The 13,049-nt window shown below is 66.8% G+C and carries 11 protein-coding genes; 8 read left to right on the forward strand and 3 right to left on the reverse strand.

Features of this window, described 5'->3' with window-relative positions; translation table 11 throughout:
- Positions 1–25: 25 nt before the first annotated feature.
- Positions 26–1,384: a hypothetical protein gene (locus tag GXY15_09355; protein NLV41415.1), complete on the reverse strand. Its 1,359-nt coding sequence runs from the start codon at positions 1,382–1,384 to the stop codon at positions 26–28.
- Positions 1,385–1,599: 215 nt separating this feature from the next.
- Between GXY15_09355 and GXY15_09360 the strand changes: the two genes are divergently transcribed.
- Both GXY15_09360 and GXY15_09365 read left to right on the forward strand, forming a co-directional pair.
- Entirely contained in the window at positions 1,600–2,478 is an 879-nt protein-coding gene (locus GXY15_09360) for a sugar phosphate isomerase/epimerase (protein NLV41416.1), read from the forward strand.
- Between the two features lie 29 nt (positions 2,479–2,507).
- The gene (locus GXY15_09365) at positions 2,508–3,704 is read left to right on the forward strand and encodes an FprA family A-type flavoprotein (protein ID NLV41417.1); all 1,197 of its coding nucleotides are present in this window, start codon (positions 2,508–2,510) and stop codon (positions 3,702–3,704) included.
- Positions 3,705–4,276: 572 nt separating this feature from the next.
- Here GXY15_09365 and GXY15_09370 read toward each other — a convergent pair.
- Complete coding sequence (locus GXY15_09370) at positions 4,277–6,043, reverse strand: radical SAM protein (GenBank protein NLV41418.1); 1,767 nt, start codon at positions 6,041–6,043, stop codon at positions 4,277–4,279.
- A 29-nt stretch (positions 6,044–6,072) separates the two neighbouring features.
- Positions 6,073–7,086 carry a TetR family transcriptional regulator gene (locus tag GXY15_09375; GenBank protein ID NLV41419.1) on the reverse strand — a complete coding sequence of 338 codons (1,014 nt, stop codon included), beginning with the start codon at positions 7,084–7,086 and terminating at the stop codon, positions 6,073–6,075.
- Between the two features lie 403 nt (positions 7,087–7,489).
- Between GXY15_09375 and GXY15_09380 the strand changes: the two genes are divergently transcribed.
- The 6 genes from GXY15_09380 to GXY15_09405 all read left to right on the forward strand — a co-directional run bounded on the left by GXY15_09380 (position 7,490) and on the right by GXY15_09405 (position 13,042).
- Positions 7,490–9,520, forward strand: a complete 2,031-nt coding sequence (locus GXY15_09380; GenBank protein ID NLV41420.1) for a hypothetical protein — start codon at positions 7,490–7,492, stop codon at positions 9,518–9,520.
- 3 nt (positions 9,521–9,523) lie between these two features.
- A complete protein-coding gene (locus tag GXY15_09385; GenBank protein ID NLV41421.1) occupies positions 9,524–9,838 on the forward strand; it encodes a DUF167 domain-containing protein in 315 nt (104 codons plus the stop codon).
- 83 nt (positions 9,839–9,921) lie between these two features.
- On the forward strand, positions 9,922–10,740 hold the full coding sequence (locus tag GXY15_09390) for a purine-nucleoside phosphorylase (protein NLV41422.1): 819 nt from the start codon (positions 9,922–9,924) through the stop codon (positions 10,738–10,740).
- Between the two features lie 93 nt (positions 10,741–10,833).
- A complete protein-coding gene (locus GXY15_09395) occupies positions 10,834–11,883 on the forward strand; it encodes a hypothetical protein (protein NLV41423.1) in 1,050 nt (349 codons plus the stop codon).
- Positions 11,880–12,566 (forward strand): 2-C-methyl-D-erythritol 4-phosphate cytidylyltransferase, encoded by a 687-nt coding sequence (ispD, locus tag GXY15_09400; GenBank protein NLV41424.1) that lies wholly within the window; start codon positions 11,880–11,882, stop codon positions 12,564–12,566. The genes GXY15_09395 and ispD overlap by 4 nt, the downstream gene beginning before the upstream one ends.
- The gene (locus GXY15_09405) at positions 12,566–13,042 is read left to right on the forward strand and encodes a 2-C-methyl-D-erythritol 2,4-cyclodiphosphate synthase (protein NLV41425.1); all 477 of its coding nucleotides are present in this window, start codon (positions 12,566–12,568) and stop codon (positions 13,040–13,042) included. Before ispD ends, GXY15_09405 begins: the two co-directional genes overlap by 1 nt.
- The last annotated feature ends 7 nt before the right edge of the window (positions 13,043–13,049 follow it).

Raw genomic sequence — 13,049 nt, forward strand, 5'->3', positions numbered from 1 at the left:
GTCCGGGTCTTTTCCATTCCCCTGATCACGAAGAGGGCGGGGTCTGTTTCTCCGCCGGGGCGGCCTCGGGGGGGGCCTCCGCCGCGGCTTCCTGCGGGGGTTCCACAACGGCGGGCACGGGAGGGCGGTCTTCGGGCCGCAGGAAGAGCTGCTTCAGGTCGTATTCCACAAAGTGCTGCTGCGAGGCGTCCTGCCCGTCCTTCGCGTGGGCGACCCACATCTTCAGGTTCGTGCCGTCCGTCAGCACCGCGTGCAGGTTGGTGTTGACCATGGCGGTCGCTTTCAGGATTTCCAGGGCGGCGGGGGCGTCAATCTTTCCGTACTGCTCCTTCACCCGCGTGGCGATGCCCTTGTAGCGGTGGTCGTAGGAGTTGGAGCCGTAGGGCAGGTCGGGCGCCTTCGCGCAGCGCTGGAGTGACCGCACCGTCGGGTCCATCGCCTCGTCGGCCCGGAACACGGCGTCGGGGATGCGGATGGCGTACTCCACCGTCTCCTTGGGGTCGTCGGGGCCGAAAATGGCCACCTGGTTCGCCGTGGTCTCGTAGGCGCGGGCGTCGGGCGCCTTGCCGTCGGACACCACATAGTTGTAGCCCACGGTGTGCTTCACGCTTTTGACCAGGCGGGTGACCTCGTCGAGGTTCGGGCACTCCTCCAGCATGCGGCGCATGACCAGTTCCAGAGGGAGTCCGCGCAGGGAACCGTCCGACGTTACGGCGCCGATCTGGCTGATCGTGATCTGCTCGCGGTTCATGCCGCTGAGCACGCCGATGATCCCCGCGTAGCCCGCGGAGGCGAAGGGAATCAGCCCCTCGGGCTCGTAAATCGCCAGAATCGCCGTGTCCTCCAGCCCCGCGTCCAGAATCCAGTCGAAATTCCGGCCGTGGTACAGCGCGCCGCCCACCGTGGCGCCGCCGAAGACGGCAAAGGCGCTGCACCCGCGCTCCGTGATGACAGAGATGACGCTCCCGCGGCGGATCATCTGGAGGTCGCACCCGGACGCGTCCGCCAGCCCCTCCATCTCCCGCTTGTACCGGTCGGGGATGTAGGGCGAGCAGAGCTGGTAGGTGATGTCGAGGATGAGGTTGGCCGCGAATTTCGGCAGGCCGACCTCCTGTTTCGCCCGGTCGAGCATTCCGTCAAACCGGGCCACCGTCAGCAGCACTTTCTCCTTGGCGAAATGCCCCCGCTGGTAGCCCATCTCGTAGGGCGTGCCCTTGAGATGCACGACCAGGGTGCCGTCCACCTCCTCGGACCAGCCCTTGGCCGCCGGGTCCACGGCCTCCTTCGGCCCCCGGCCCGGATGGAGCCAGAGCCAGCCGCCGGCCGCCAGAATCAGCAAGAGCCCGGCAAACCCGAGAAACAGCCGCTTGAGAAAACGCCGCATAAAAACTCCTTTTACCGGGGCGAACCCCGTTCATCTGCAAAATATGATACCCCGCATCGTTTGACCACGCACCTTTTCCCCCGGTTTCCCGCAAATTCGCTATACTGTCGGCGAACGTGCAACGGAAAGGGCATTCCATGAACAAGGGAACGGCGAATGGACTGAGCAGGCGCGGATTTTTGGCCGGGGCGGCGGGCGGGGTGCTGGCTGCTGGGATGCTGGCCGGGCGGGCGGCGGACGCAGAGGGGGGATGGGTGCGGCTGGGCGCGCCGGTGCCCCTGGAGGGGGACGATCCGGCGGCCTGGGCGAAGGCCCACCGCGCCTTGGGCTACCGGGCGGCCTACTGCCCCGACGTTCCCCTGAAGGACACGGACCGCATCCGTGCGGTGGAGAAGGCCTTTGCGGCGGAGGATGTCGTGCTGGCCGAGGTGGGCCGGTGGTGCAACCTGATGGACGCGGACCCGGAGGCGCGGAAGAAGAACCTGGAGCGGGTCACGGAGGGGCTGGCGCTGGCGGAGGCCGTCGGCGCGCGGTGCTGCGTGGACATCGCCGGATCCTTCAACAAGGAGAGCTGGTTCGGCCCCCATCCGGAAAACCTGTCCCCGGCGTTCTTCGACGCGGCGGTGGAAAACGCCCGGAAAATCCTTGACGCCGTGAAGCCGTCCCGGACGAAGTTTGCCTACGAAATGATAGGCTGGGCGCTGCCCGACAGCGCGCACAGCTATCTTGCCCTGATGAAGGCCGTGGACCGCCCGGGCTTCGGCGTCCATCTGGACCCCTGCAACGCCATCAACAGCCCGGCGCGCTATTACGGGAACACGGCGCTGCTCAATGAGTGTTTTGACAAGCTGGGGGCGTGGATCGTGAGCTGCCATGCCAAGGACCTGACCTGGGACATTGAAATGAACGTGCATTTCCGCGAAGTGGTCCCGGGCACCGGCACGCTGGACTACGCCACCCTGCTCCGGCGGCTGGCAACCCTGCCCCAGCAGCCGCCCCTCATGCTGGAGCATCTGGCCAACCACGAGGAATACCTGGCGGGGGCGAAGCACATTTTTGGCGTCGGCGCCGATATCGGCGTCCGGTTTGAGTGAACGGTTTGGAATCAAAGGAGTGATCGGTGATGCCTGTTTCGCTGTGTGACGGCGTGCTCTGGGTGGGGGTGGTGGACGCGGGGTTGCGCGATTTCCACGGGTATGAGACGGACCGGGGGACGACCTACAACGCGTACCTCGTGCGGGACCGCGGGACGGCCCTGATTGACACGGTGAAAAAGGGTTTTGCGGGCACGCTGCTGGCCAATGTCGCCGAAATCGTCCCGCTGGACAAAGTGGACTGGGTGGTGTGCAACCACGCCGAGCCGGACCACGCCGGGTCGCTGCCGGAGGTGATGGCCGCCCTGCCCAACGCCACCCTGGTCTGCACCGAGAAATGCCGCCAGACGCTGGCCCTCTTTTTCGACATGGCCGCGTGGAAGGTCCGGATCATCGGGCCGGGCGACACGCTGGCCCTCGGCGACCGCACGCTAGAGTTCGTCCAGACCCCGCTCGCGCACTGGCCGGAATCCATGTTCACGTTCCTGCCGTCGGACGGCGTCCTGTTCTCCATGGACGCCTTCGGCCAGCACTACGGCACGCCCGAGCGCTTTGACGACGCTTCGGACCTGGACGCCGTGATGGACGAGGCCGCCGCCTACTACGCGAACATCCTGCTGCCCTTCGGCACGCCCACGGCGAAGGCCATGGCGGCGGCGGAGAAGCTGCCCGTCCGCATGATCGCACCGTCCCACGGCGTCATCTGGCGCGGGCATCTGGACATTATCCTCGCGGGGTACAAGGCGTGGACCTCCGGCACCGTCCGCAACAAGGTGGTCGTCCTGTGCGACACCATGTGGGGCGCCACCGAGCGCATGGCGGAGGAACTGGGCGCGGGCGCGGCGGACGCCGGGGCGGAGACCGTCCTGCTGCCCGTCCGCAAAGCCTCGCTGACCCGGATCGCCCGGGAGGTCATGGACGCCGCCGCCGTGGCCGTCGGCTCCCCCACCGTGAACGGCGGCATCATGCCGCAGATGGGCGCGGTGCTCACGCACCTCCAGGGGCTGAAACCGGCCCCCAAAGCCGCCGTCGCCTTCGGCGCCTACGGATGGGCCAAAGGCGGCGCCGAGGGCGTCCAGACCGTCCTCGAGGCCATGCGCTGGGAGATCATCGCCGAACCCCTGCGCGCCCAATACCGCCCCACGGAAGACGACCTCCGCCGCTGCCGTGAAACGGGCGCCCTGCTGGCCCAAAAAGCCGCCGAAAGGGCCAACGCGGGCAAGTAAGGCCGGAATGAACATGGATGGACAGGATTTGCAGGATGAGAAAAGAAATCCTGTGCATCCTGTTTATCGATGTTAACCTTTCCGGAAAATGATCCTTCCATCCCGGGGTTCATCCCGCGTGGCGTTCTGATTCGATGGTTCCCTAGTCGCCGGGTAAGACACTGTGGGAACCGGAGCCGTGCCGAGAACGAGATTGCCGCAGTCGCTCCGCTCCTTCGCAATGACGTGGAAACGCCCGTCATTGCCACAGCGTGAAAACGCGCGTCATTGCCACGACGCGGAAAGGCGCGTCATGGCGAGCCCCAGACCGCCGCGGGCGGGAATTCTGCCTATGAAGTGAGGGCTGCGGGAGGGCCGGAAAGTAGACGCGCCATCTTGGCGCGTTCTTTGGGCCAACGAAAACCCCAAGAACGCGCCAAGATGGCGCGTCTACTTTGCGGGCGTTCTCGCCGACTTACTTCATTAGCAGCGAAGCGACGCCATCTCGTTCCCGGCACCACCCCGGCCAATACGGCAATCTCTTGTCGGAACGCCTCAGGTCCCACCCGTCTTTATGGGTGAACGCGCACCTTTCACCCTTCCGTCGTGCCGGCGATCTTTGGTTTCTTGAAGGGGCGCGCCTCCGCCTGGGCGGGGTCGGCGGCGATCAGGCTGTTGTGGTATTCCGTGCGGCGGCAGGGGGGCTGGCGGACGATGCCCTCGCGTCCGAGGAGTTTGGACAGGGCGATGCGGGCGAGTTCGACGCCGCCGGTCACGACGAGGACGAGGGCCGCGATGCGGTCGGCCATCCGGGGCTTCCCGAAGGCCTGGGTGTAGAGGGCCATGGCCTCGCGGGCCTTTTTCCGCGCGGCGCGGTTGGGGGCGTAGACCCATCCCGCGAGCAGGGAGGGACGGTAGATCCGGACCATCTGTTTCATCATGCGCAGGCGGGCGCGCATGAAGGTGTCCGGCGCGGCCTGGCCGTCCGCGGCGGGGGCGTAGCGGAGGGTTTCGGGGTTCCACACCTCGCCGCGCTGCTGGCGGGCCTTGTGCTCCGCGCTCAGCCGCAGGTAGCCCCGGACGGCGGTCAGGGACATGTTGACCACCCCGGGCCCGCCCGCGCGGTACTTGGCGCGGAAGGCGTCGCGGAGGATGCGGATGTGGTCCGCCGGGTTCTTGAAATGGGGGTGGTCGAAGTTCAGCTCGCCGGCCCCGTGCTGGAAGCGCGGGGACAGGTCCTTGATCCGCCCCTGGGCGGTCAGCGTGTCGTGGAGGGTGGTGGAGGGGATGGCGATGTAGTTCATGAACTGGACCAGGTCGGAGTCGAGGCCGACGACCCAGTCAATGTCCTCGCGGATGGTGCGCTCGTCGTGGTGGTCCTGGAAGAGGATCATGGAGGCCTGCACCACGATGCCCTTTGACCGCAGTTCGGCGATCAGGGCGCGCAGGTCTATGTCCTTCGTCTTGGGGTGCGTGTTGAATTTGGACTCCACGCCGATCCAGACCATGCGGATGCCCAGGCGGACCAGGAAGTCCACGCCGACCTTCTGGATGGTCTCGGCGGAGGAGAAGATGTCGAAGACGTAGGGCCGGTTGCGGGCCTCCATCTCCGCGAGCAGCTCCTGCGCGCGCTGCGGCTGCTTGAGGAAGTTCTCGTCCATGATGGAGAAGCCGCAGGCCCGGGCCTCCCGCTCCGTGCGCTCGCAGGCCTCGAAGACCTCCCGGCCGGTTTTCAGCAGGTGCACATACCGCTTTCCGAACTGGTGCGAGGTGATGCAGAAGGGGCAGGCGTTCTCGCAGCCCAGGCCGGTCATGAGGATGCCGCCGGTGGGTTTCCGCGAGTAGCCGTAGATGTAGTCATAGGCGGGGCCGATGAGCGCGGGGTGCCGCACGGGGGCCTCGGGGTTCTCGCCGAAATACTCGCGCAGCCAGCGGACGCCCTCGCCGCGGCAGACGGCGTCGTGGGGGACCATCTCCTGGAGATTGGGCAGGACCGTGCCGTACCCGCCAAGAATGATCTTCATCTCCGGGTGGCGCTCACGGATGTAGCGGGCCATCCGGCGGGCCTTGAACACGTTCGGCATGATGAAGCTGATGCCGATGTGCGTGTAGCCCTTTTTCAGCTCCTCCTTGAACCGCCGCCAGGAGGGGAAATCGAGGATGGTGGTGTCCACGCCGAGGTTTTCGGCCATGAGGTACAGGCCGAAACTCCAATAGGACTGGCGGGGCGAATGGACGCCCTGCTCGCGGGTGATCTGGTTGTTCAGCAGCTCCATCTGGCAGCCGACGCCCTCGGCGTACTCATCCTTGACGCCGTAGGGTCCGAACACGGAGCACAGAAGCAGTTTGGGGGCTTGCATGGGACAGGTCCTTTCGCGCGGGGCGCGCGTTATGCCGCCGGTCCGCCGTCCGGGGCGCAGTAGGCGCCGTCGTGCCGGTGCTCATCGCGGAGCAGGCCGTTCAGCAGGGTTTCCAGAATCACGGGAATCTCGTCGCGCAGGGGGTACTCCATGTTCGAGCGGAACCACTTGTGGACCACGCCGTCAATGAAGCCCAGCACGCCGTACATCGCGGTGTAGAAGCTCAGGACTTTGAGTTCCCCGGCGGCGTTCATGGACGCGATGCGCTCCTTGGCCATGGGGAAGTTGGTGATGAGGTACTCGTAGAAGAGGGTGCGCCGCCCGGAGTGGGCGATGATGCCCTCGGCCTGAATAAGCCGGTACAAGGCGTGGTTCTCCTCAATGAAGCCCACCCACTCCCGGATGAAGTGCTCCACCGCCCCGCGCACGTTGTCGGACCCGGAAAAGGCGTCCGAGAACCGCTCCACGACCTTCTGGCTCGTCATGAGCAGAAGCTGGTCCAGCAGGTCCTCCTTGCTCTTGAAATGGCGGTAGACCGTGCCCTTGGCCACGCCGGCGGCGGCGGCCACCTCGTCAATGGTCGCGTTGTGGAAGCCGCGCGACGTGAAGACCTCCAGGGCGCACTCCAGAATACGGGCTTTCTTGTCGTCCGCGTCGTCCCGGCGCGTGGCCGCCTCGCGGACCTCCGGCGCGGTGGCAGCGGCCATCAGCCCGCGGAGCAGGGCCGGATCCAGCGGCACCCGCGTGATTCCCAGGGCAGCCGACTCGTCCAGGGCGGCCTCAAAGAGCTGCAGGGCCGCCGCGTCCAGCCCCTTGTCGCGCAGGTAGGACAGAATGTCCGCCAGATACTCCGAAAGCCACTTGCCGGCGGCGTCCCCCGCATCGGGGGCCTGCATGCGGTCCCGCAGGGACTGGCGGAGGAAAACGCGGAAACGCCCGTCATTGAGCTGTCCATCGGGGGAAAAGTAGCCGCCCAACTCGGCATAGAGGGCAATGCTGCGTCCGCCGGACTTGATGTAGACGATGTCTTTCGAGCGGTCCATGCGCTTCGGATTCCTTGGGTGCCTTCCCTCGCCTATAATGACTGACTGGTCAGTCATTATAGAGATAGGGCCCGAAAGATGCAAGTGTTTTTTTTGCTGGGGGCCAGGAGCGGGCCTTTTTTGACGGCAGACGAGGCGGTTCGGAGGCATTCTGACAAGAGACTGCCACGTCGGCCGGGGCGGCCTCCTCGCAGTGACGGCGGTGCCGGCCGGGGCGTCCTCCTCGCAGTGACGGGAAAGGGCAACGTCATTGCGAAGGAACGGAGTGACGGACGCAATCTCGTTCCCGGCACGGCTCCGGTTCCCGAGCTGTCCTTGCGGGCGATTGTGTGGGGGCGCGGGTTGTGCGGCGTGGGCGGTTCTTGTACACTGGGACTTGGGACAACCAAGAAGGGATCATGTCATGCGCGCCTTTTCCTGCTTCGGTGTTGTGTTTGGGCTTGCGGTTGCCGCGGTTTTTCCGGCTTTCGCCGGAGAAGTGGCCGTCATCGCCGTGTCGCCGGAGGGCCCGGCGCTTCAGGAGGCCTTGGCGCAGGCGGGGCAGCTCCGTCAGACGGCGGGGACCGACTTGGTTTCCGTGGTGCTGTCCGGCGGGGACTATCTGCTGACGGCACCGTTGAAGGCGGAGGCGTTGGGGAAGGGGGGGGTGCCGGTGGAGATCATCGCGAAGCCCGGCGGGACGCCGGTGATCCACGGCGGCGTGCGGGTGACGGGCTGGCGGGAGGAGGGGGGGCACTGGGTGGCGGACTTTCCGGCGGGGCTTCCCGCGGGGGCCGACCTGTCGGCGCTGTGGGTGAACGGCCGCCGGGCCACGCCGGCGCGGACGCCGAACGCGGCGAACGAGGCGGGCGACTTTCCCGCAGACACGGACTTCTTCTACACGGCGGGTCCGGTGATGGCGAAGACAGCGGACGGCAAGGAGGACAAGAGCGCCACGGCCTTCCAGTACGGCGAGGGGGACTTGCAGGCGTGGCCGGGGCTGGACGAGGCGGTGTTCGTCGTGTTCCACTCCTGGGAGACCTCCCAGCACCGGGTGGAGCGGCTGGACACGGAGAAACGGGAGGTGCATTTCAAGAAGGCGGCGGCCTGGCCCTTCACCCGCTGGCTGCCGCAGCAGTGGTACTTCGTGGAGAACCTGATGGAGGGGCTCGACCAGCCCGGCGAGTGCGTGATTTCGTCCAAGGCCGGCAAAATCCACTACCTGCCGCGTCCGGGGGAGGCTCTGGACACGGTGGACGCCTGGGTGCCTGTGGCGAAGCAATTGCTGGTGCTGGCGGACGGTGCGGGGCCCGTGGCGGATGTCACCCTGCGCGGCCTCCGGTTCGAGCACACGGGCTGGGGCGTGGGCCCGGAGGGCCACAGCGATTCCCAGGCGGCGTTCAGCGTTCCGGCGATGATTGACCTGCGCGGGGCGCACAACTGGAAGATTCAGCAGTGCGCGCTGGCCCACGGCGGCACCTACGGCGTGTGGTTTGGGAAGGGGTCCGCCGGGAACCTGCTGGAGCAGAGCGAGATCACCGACATGGGCGCGGGCGGGGTGCGCATCGGCGAGGGGGCCAGTCCCGAAACCCCGGAGCAGGCGGCGGACGGCAACACGGTGGACAACTGCTTCGTTCATGATCTGGGGCGGGTGTACCGGGGGGCGGTGGGCGTGTGGATTGGCCGCAGTTCGCACAACCGGATCACGCACAACGAAATCTGCGACGTGCGCTACACGGGGGTGTCCGTGGGCTGGAGCTGGGGCTACGCGCCGAGTTCCGCGAACCACAACCTCATCGAGAACAACCACATCCACCACATCGCCAAGGGCCAGCTCAGCGACACGGGCGGGGTGTACACCCTGGGCCTGTCGCCCGGCACCGCCATCCGGGGCAATTACATCCACGACGTGCTGTCGAACCCGAAGATTTCGGGGGGCTGGGGCCTCTACACCGACGAGGGCAGCACGGACATCGTGCTGGAGAACAACGTGGTGGTGAACACCGAGACCGGCGGGTTCCACCAGCACTACGGCAAGGAGAACCGGGTCCGGAACAACATCTTCGCCTTCTCGCACCGCGAGCAGCTCATCCGGTCCCGCGAGGAGGAGCACATCTCCTTCTTCTTCGAGAACAACATTGTCTACTACGACAACGGGCAGCTTCTGGGCAGCACCTGGAAGAACGGCAACTTCCGCATGTCCAACAACTGCTACTGGGACGCCTCGGGGAAGCAACCCGACTTCGCCGGGATGAGTCTTGAAGAGTGGCAGGCGGCGGGACACGACGCGGGGTCGGTGGCGGCGGACCCGAAGTTTGCCGACGCCGCGAACCGCGATTTCACACTGGCGGCGGATTCCCCGGTCCACGCCCTGGGGTTCACGCCCCTGGACCCGTCCAAGGCGGGGTTGTACGGTCCCGCCGACTGGACGGAGCGCGCGAAGAAGCAGCGGTAGCCCATGAGCGAAGACGCCGCAGTGTTTACCTTGTCCGGTGCGGACACGTTGTTCCGGGTGCGGGTGCAGCCGAAGGCCTCCCGCAACGCCCTGCTGACCGGGGACGAGGGGCGGGTGCGCGTGGCGCTGACCGCGCCGCCGGTGGAGGGGGCGGCGAACGAGGCCCTGGTGAAGTATGTGGCCGGGCTGCTGGGCATCCCCCGGCGCCGGGTCACGCTGGAAAGCGGCGCCCAGTGCCGGGAGAAGGTGCTGCGGCTTGCGGGGCTTTCCCCGGCCGAGGCCGGGCGGCTGCTGGGGATGGAACGGCCAAAGGACTGACAGTCAGCGAAGGGGAGTGCCAAGTGGCCCGGTGCCGGGCCGGACGGGTATAATGGCCGGAAGTACGGGAAGGTTTTCAAAGCATGGGTTTAAAGAATAATGTGGAAGAGGCGGTTGCGGCCATCCGCAGCCGTTCCGGGCTGGTCCCGCAGGTGGGCATCATTTTGGGCACGGGCCTGGGCTCCCTGGCGGAAAAGATCACCGTTGAGACATCCATCAGTTACGCGGACCTCCCCCATTTTCCCGAGCCGACGGTGGACGGGCATGCCGGGGAGCTGATCCTGGGGCATTTGGCGGGCAAGGCCGTGGTTGCCCTGTCCGGGCGTTTCCACCGGTACGAGGGGTATTCCCTCCAGCAGGTGGCCTTCCCCGTGCGCGTGGCGCGGGCGCTGGGCGTGGGGACGCTGGTGGTGTCCAACGCGGCCGGGGGCATGAACCCGCAGTTCCAGGCGGGGGACCTCATGGTCATCACGGACCACATCAACCTGATGGGGGACAACCCCCTGATCGGCGCCAACGACGAGGCGCTGGGGCCCCGGTTTCCGGACATGTGCGAGCCCTACGCGAACGATTTGATCGCCCTGGCGGAGACGGTGGCGCTGGAGAATGGAATCAAACTGCGCCGCGGCGTGTATCTTGCGGTGACGGGCCCGTGCCTGGAGACCCGCGCCGAATACCGGTTCATGCGCATGATCGGCGGGGACGCCGTGGGCATGAGCACGGTGCCCGAGGTGATCGTGGCGGTCCAGTCGGGGCTGCGGGTGCTGGGTTTCTCGGCCATCACGGACGAGTGCCTGCCCGACGCGCTCAAGCCCGCGGACATTGAGAAGATTATCGCCGTGGCGAACGCGGTGGAGCCGAAGCTCTCCGCGCTGGTCGTGAAGTGTCTGGAGCGGATGTAGCCGTCCGTCCGGTGGAAGAGTGTGTTTTGCGGAGGAGAGGCGGGGTGTTCCCGCGTCATTTTCAGGGGTGCATGTCTTTTTGGAGGATTTGGAATGGTAGTGTACGCGCTGCGTTTGGTTTTCGTTGTCGCGAGCGGGATCATGGGATACCTGTGGGCGGACTATTTTGTGGAGGCCGCGATCCTCAAGGGGAACGAGGCTGTCAACGTCCTCCTCTGGAAAGGGGTGGGCATCGGCATCGGCGCCGCGGTGGCCGTCGCCGTCCTGCTTGCCGTCCGCTTCATCACCCAGGAGATTTATGAGCGCCTCGCCCCCGCCGTGGTGGCCGTCGTCATCGCCATCCTGCTTGGATTCACGGTCTCGCAGTACATGCTCTACTGGTTTCCCAAGGCGGACACAACGCTCAAAGTGTTCGTGGCCGTGTCCGTTGTGCTCATGTTCGGCTATGTCGGCATTTATCTTGCCCTGAGCCGCGCGTCGAACTGGAGCTCGCTGGTCAAGGCCGTGCAGAAGCGGACGCTCCCCGTCGGCGGGGCCGGAGCCCTGAAACTGGTGGACACGAGCGTGCTCATTGACGGCCGCATTTCCGACATCTGCGGCAGCGGGTTCATCGAGGGGACGCTGCTGGTGCCGCGTTTCGTGCTCAAGGAGCTCCAGAACATCGCCGACTCCGCCGAGGTGCTGCGCCGGGCCAAGGGCCGCCGGGGCCTCGACATCCTCAAGGACCTCCAGGACCCCAAGTCCATGGTGGCCGTGGTGATCATTGAGGAGGATCCGGTGGACGTGCGCGAGGTGGACGGCAAGCTGGTGAAGCTGGCCAAGCAGCTCGGCGCCAGGGTGCTGACCAACGACTTCAACCTGAACAAGGTGGCCCAGATCGAGGGCGTGTCGGTGCTCAACATCAACGATCTGGCCAACGCGCTCAAGCCCGCCGTGCTTCCCGACGAGCAGATCGAGGTGAAGCTGATCAAGGAGGGCAAGGAGCCGAACCAGGGCGTGGGCTACCTTGACGACGGCACCATGATCGTCGTGGACGGCGGCCGGCACTACATGGGCAGGAATGTGGCGGCGGTGGTGACCAGCGTGCTCCAGACCGCCGCGGGCCGCATGATCTTCGCGCGCTACACCGGCGTCATCCAATGAAGTCGGCGCTCCTGGTTCCGGCCGCGGGCCTGGGCCTGCGGCTGGGATGGGACGGGCCGAAGGCCCTGGTGGACCTGGGGGGCGCGCCCATGCTGGCGGTGACCCTTTCTCGTTTCGCGGCGGCGGACCTCACGCCGCCCGCCGTGGTGACGGTGCCCCCCGGCCAGGCCGCCGGTTTCGACCGGGCGGTGTCGGCCCTTTCCCCCTTTCCCTGCGCCTTCGTGGAGGGCGGGGCGGAGCGGCAGGACTCCGTGCTGGCCGGGCTGGAGGCCCTGCCCGACTTCACGGACCTCGTGGTGATCCACGACGCGGCCCGGCCGCTGGTTTCTCCGGAGATGGTGCAGGCGGTCATGGACGCCGCGCGCGAGCACGGCGCCGCCACGGCGGCGCTGCCCGTCACCGACACCATCCTGCAGGCGGACGCGGAGGCCTTTCTGGCGGACACGCCGGACCGATCCCTGCTGTGGGCCTGCCAGACCCCGCAGGCGTTCCGGCTGGACCTCATCCTGGAGGCGCACCGGCGCGCCCGCCGCGAGGGCTGGCGGACGACCGACGACGCGACCCTTGCCCGGCGGGCGGGGCACCCTGTCAAACTGGTGCGGGGCGCCCAGGAAAACCTCAAAGTGACAACGCCGTTTGACCTGCGGCTGGCGCTGCGGCTTCGGCGGGAGGAAAAGGCATGATCCGCGTGGGCATCGGCTATGACCTGCACCGGCTGGAAGAGGGGGCTCCCCATCTGGTTTTGGGCGGGGTGCGTGTGCCCTTCACCAAGGGGGCGGTGGCCCATTCCGACGGCGATGTCGTTGTGCACGCCCTTATTGACGCGCTGCTCGGGGCGGCCGGGCTGGGCAACATCGGCCAGCGCTTTCCCGACACGGACCCCACCCTGAGGGGGATAGACAGCATGGCGCTGCTGGAGCGCACCGTGCGCCTGCTGGGCAGCTCCGGCTTCACGGTGGTCAACGCCGACATGGTGGTCGTGCTGGAGCAGCCGAAACTGGCGCCCCATCTGGACGCCATGCGCCAGCGGATGGCGGAATGCCTGAAGATCGAGCGGCACCGTGTCTCCGTCAAACCCAAGACCAACGAGGGCGTCGGCCCCGAGGGCCGCGGCGAGGCCGTCAGCGCCCAGGCGGTTGTGCTGGTCCAGCAGCAGTAGCCCCGCC

The organism is Candidatus Hydrogenedentota bacterium (assembly GCA_012730045.1).
GTDB lineage: Bacteria > Hydrogenedentota > Hydrogenedentia > Hydrogenedentales > CAITNO01 > JAAYBR01.

Bases quoted from the DNA above. Each gene is read 5' to 3' on its own strand.
- GXY15_09355 (NLV41415.1), bottom strand. From the start codon at position 1,384: ATGCGGCGTTTTCTCAAGCGGCTGTTTCTCGGGTTTGCCGGGCTCTTG.
- GXY15_09360 (NLV41416.1), top strand. From the start codon at position 1,600: ATGCTGGCCGGGCGGGCGGCGGACGCAGAGGGGGGATGGGTGCGGCTG.
- GXY15_09365 (NLV41417.1), top strand. From the start codon at position 2,508: ATGCCTGTTTCGCTGTGTGACGGCGTGCTCTGGGTGGGGGTGGTGGAC.
- GXY15_09370 (NLV41418.1), bottom strand. From the start codon at position 6,043: ATGCAAGCCCCCAAACTGCTTCTGTGCTCCGTGTTCGGACCCTACGGC.
- GXY15_09375 (NLV41419.1), bottom strand. From the start codon at position 7,086: ATGGACCGCTCGAAAGACATCGTCTACATCAAGTCCGGCGGACGCAGC.
- GXY15_09380 (NLV41420.1), top strand. From the start codon at position 7,490: ATGCGCGCCTTTTCCTGCTTCGGTGTTGTGTTTGGGCTTGCGGTTGCC.
- GXY15_09385 (NLV41421.1), top strand. From the start codon at position 9,524: ATGAGCGAAGACGCCGCAGTGTTTACCTTGTCCGGTGCGGACACGTTG.
- GXY15_09390 (NLV41422.1), top strand. From the start codon at position 9,922: ATGGGTTTAAAGAATAATGTGGAAGAGGCGGTTGCGGCCATCCGCAGC.
- GXY15_09395 (NLV41423.1), top strand. From the start codon at position 10,834: ATGGTAGTGTACGCGCTGCGTTTGGTTTTCGTTGTCGCGAGCGGGATC.
- ispD (NLV41424.1), top strand. From the start codon at position 11,880: ATGAAGTCGGCGCTCCTGGTTCCGGCCGCGGGCCTGGGCCTGCGGCTG.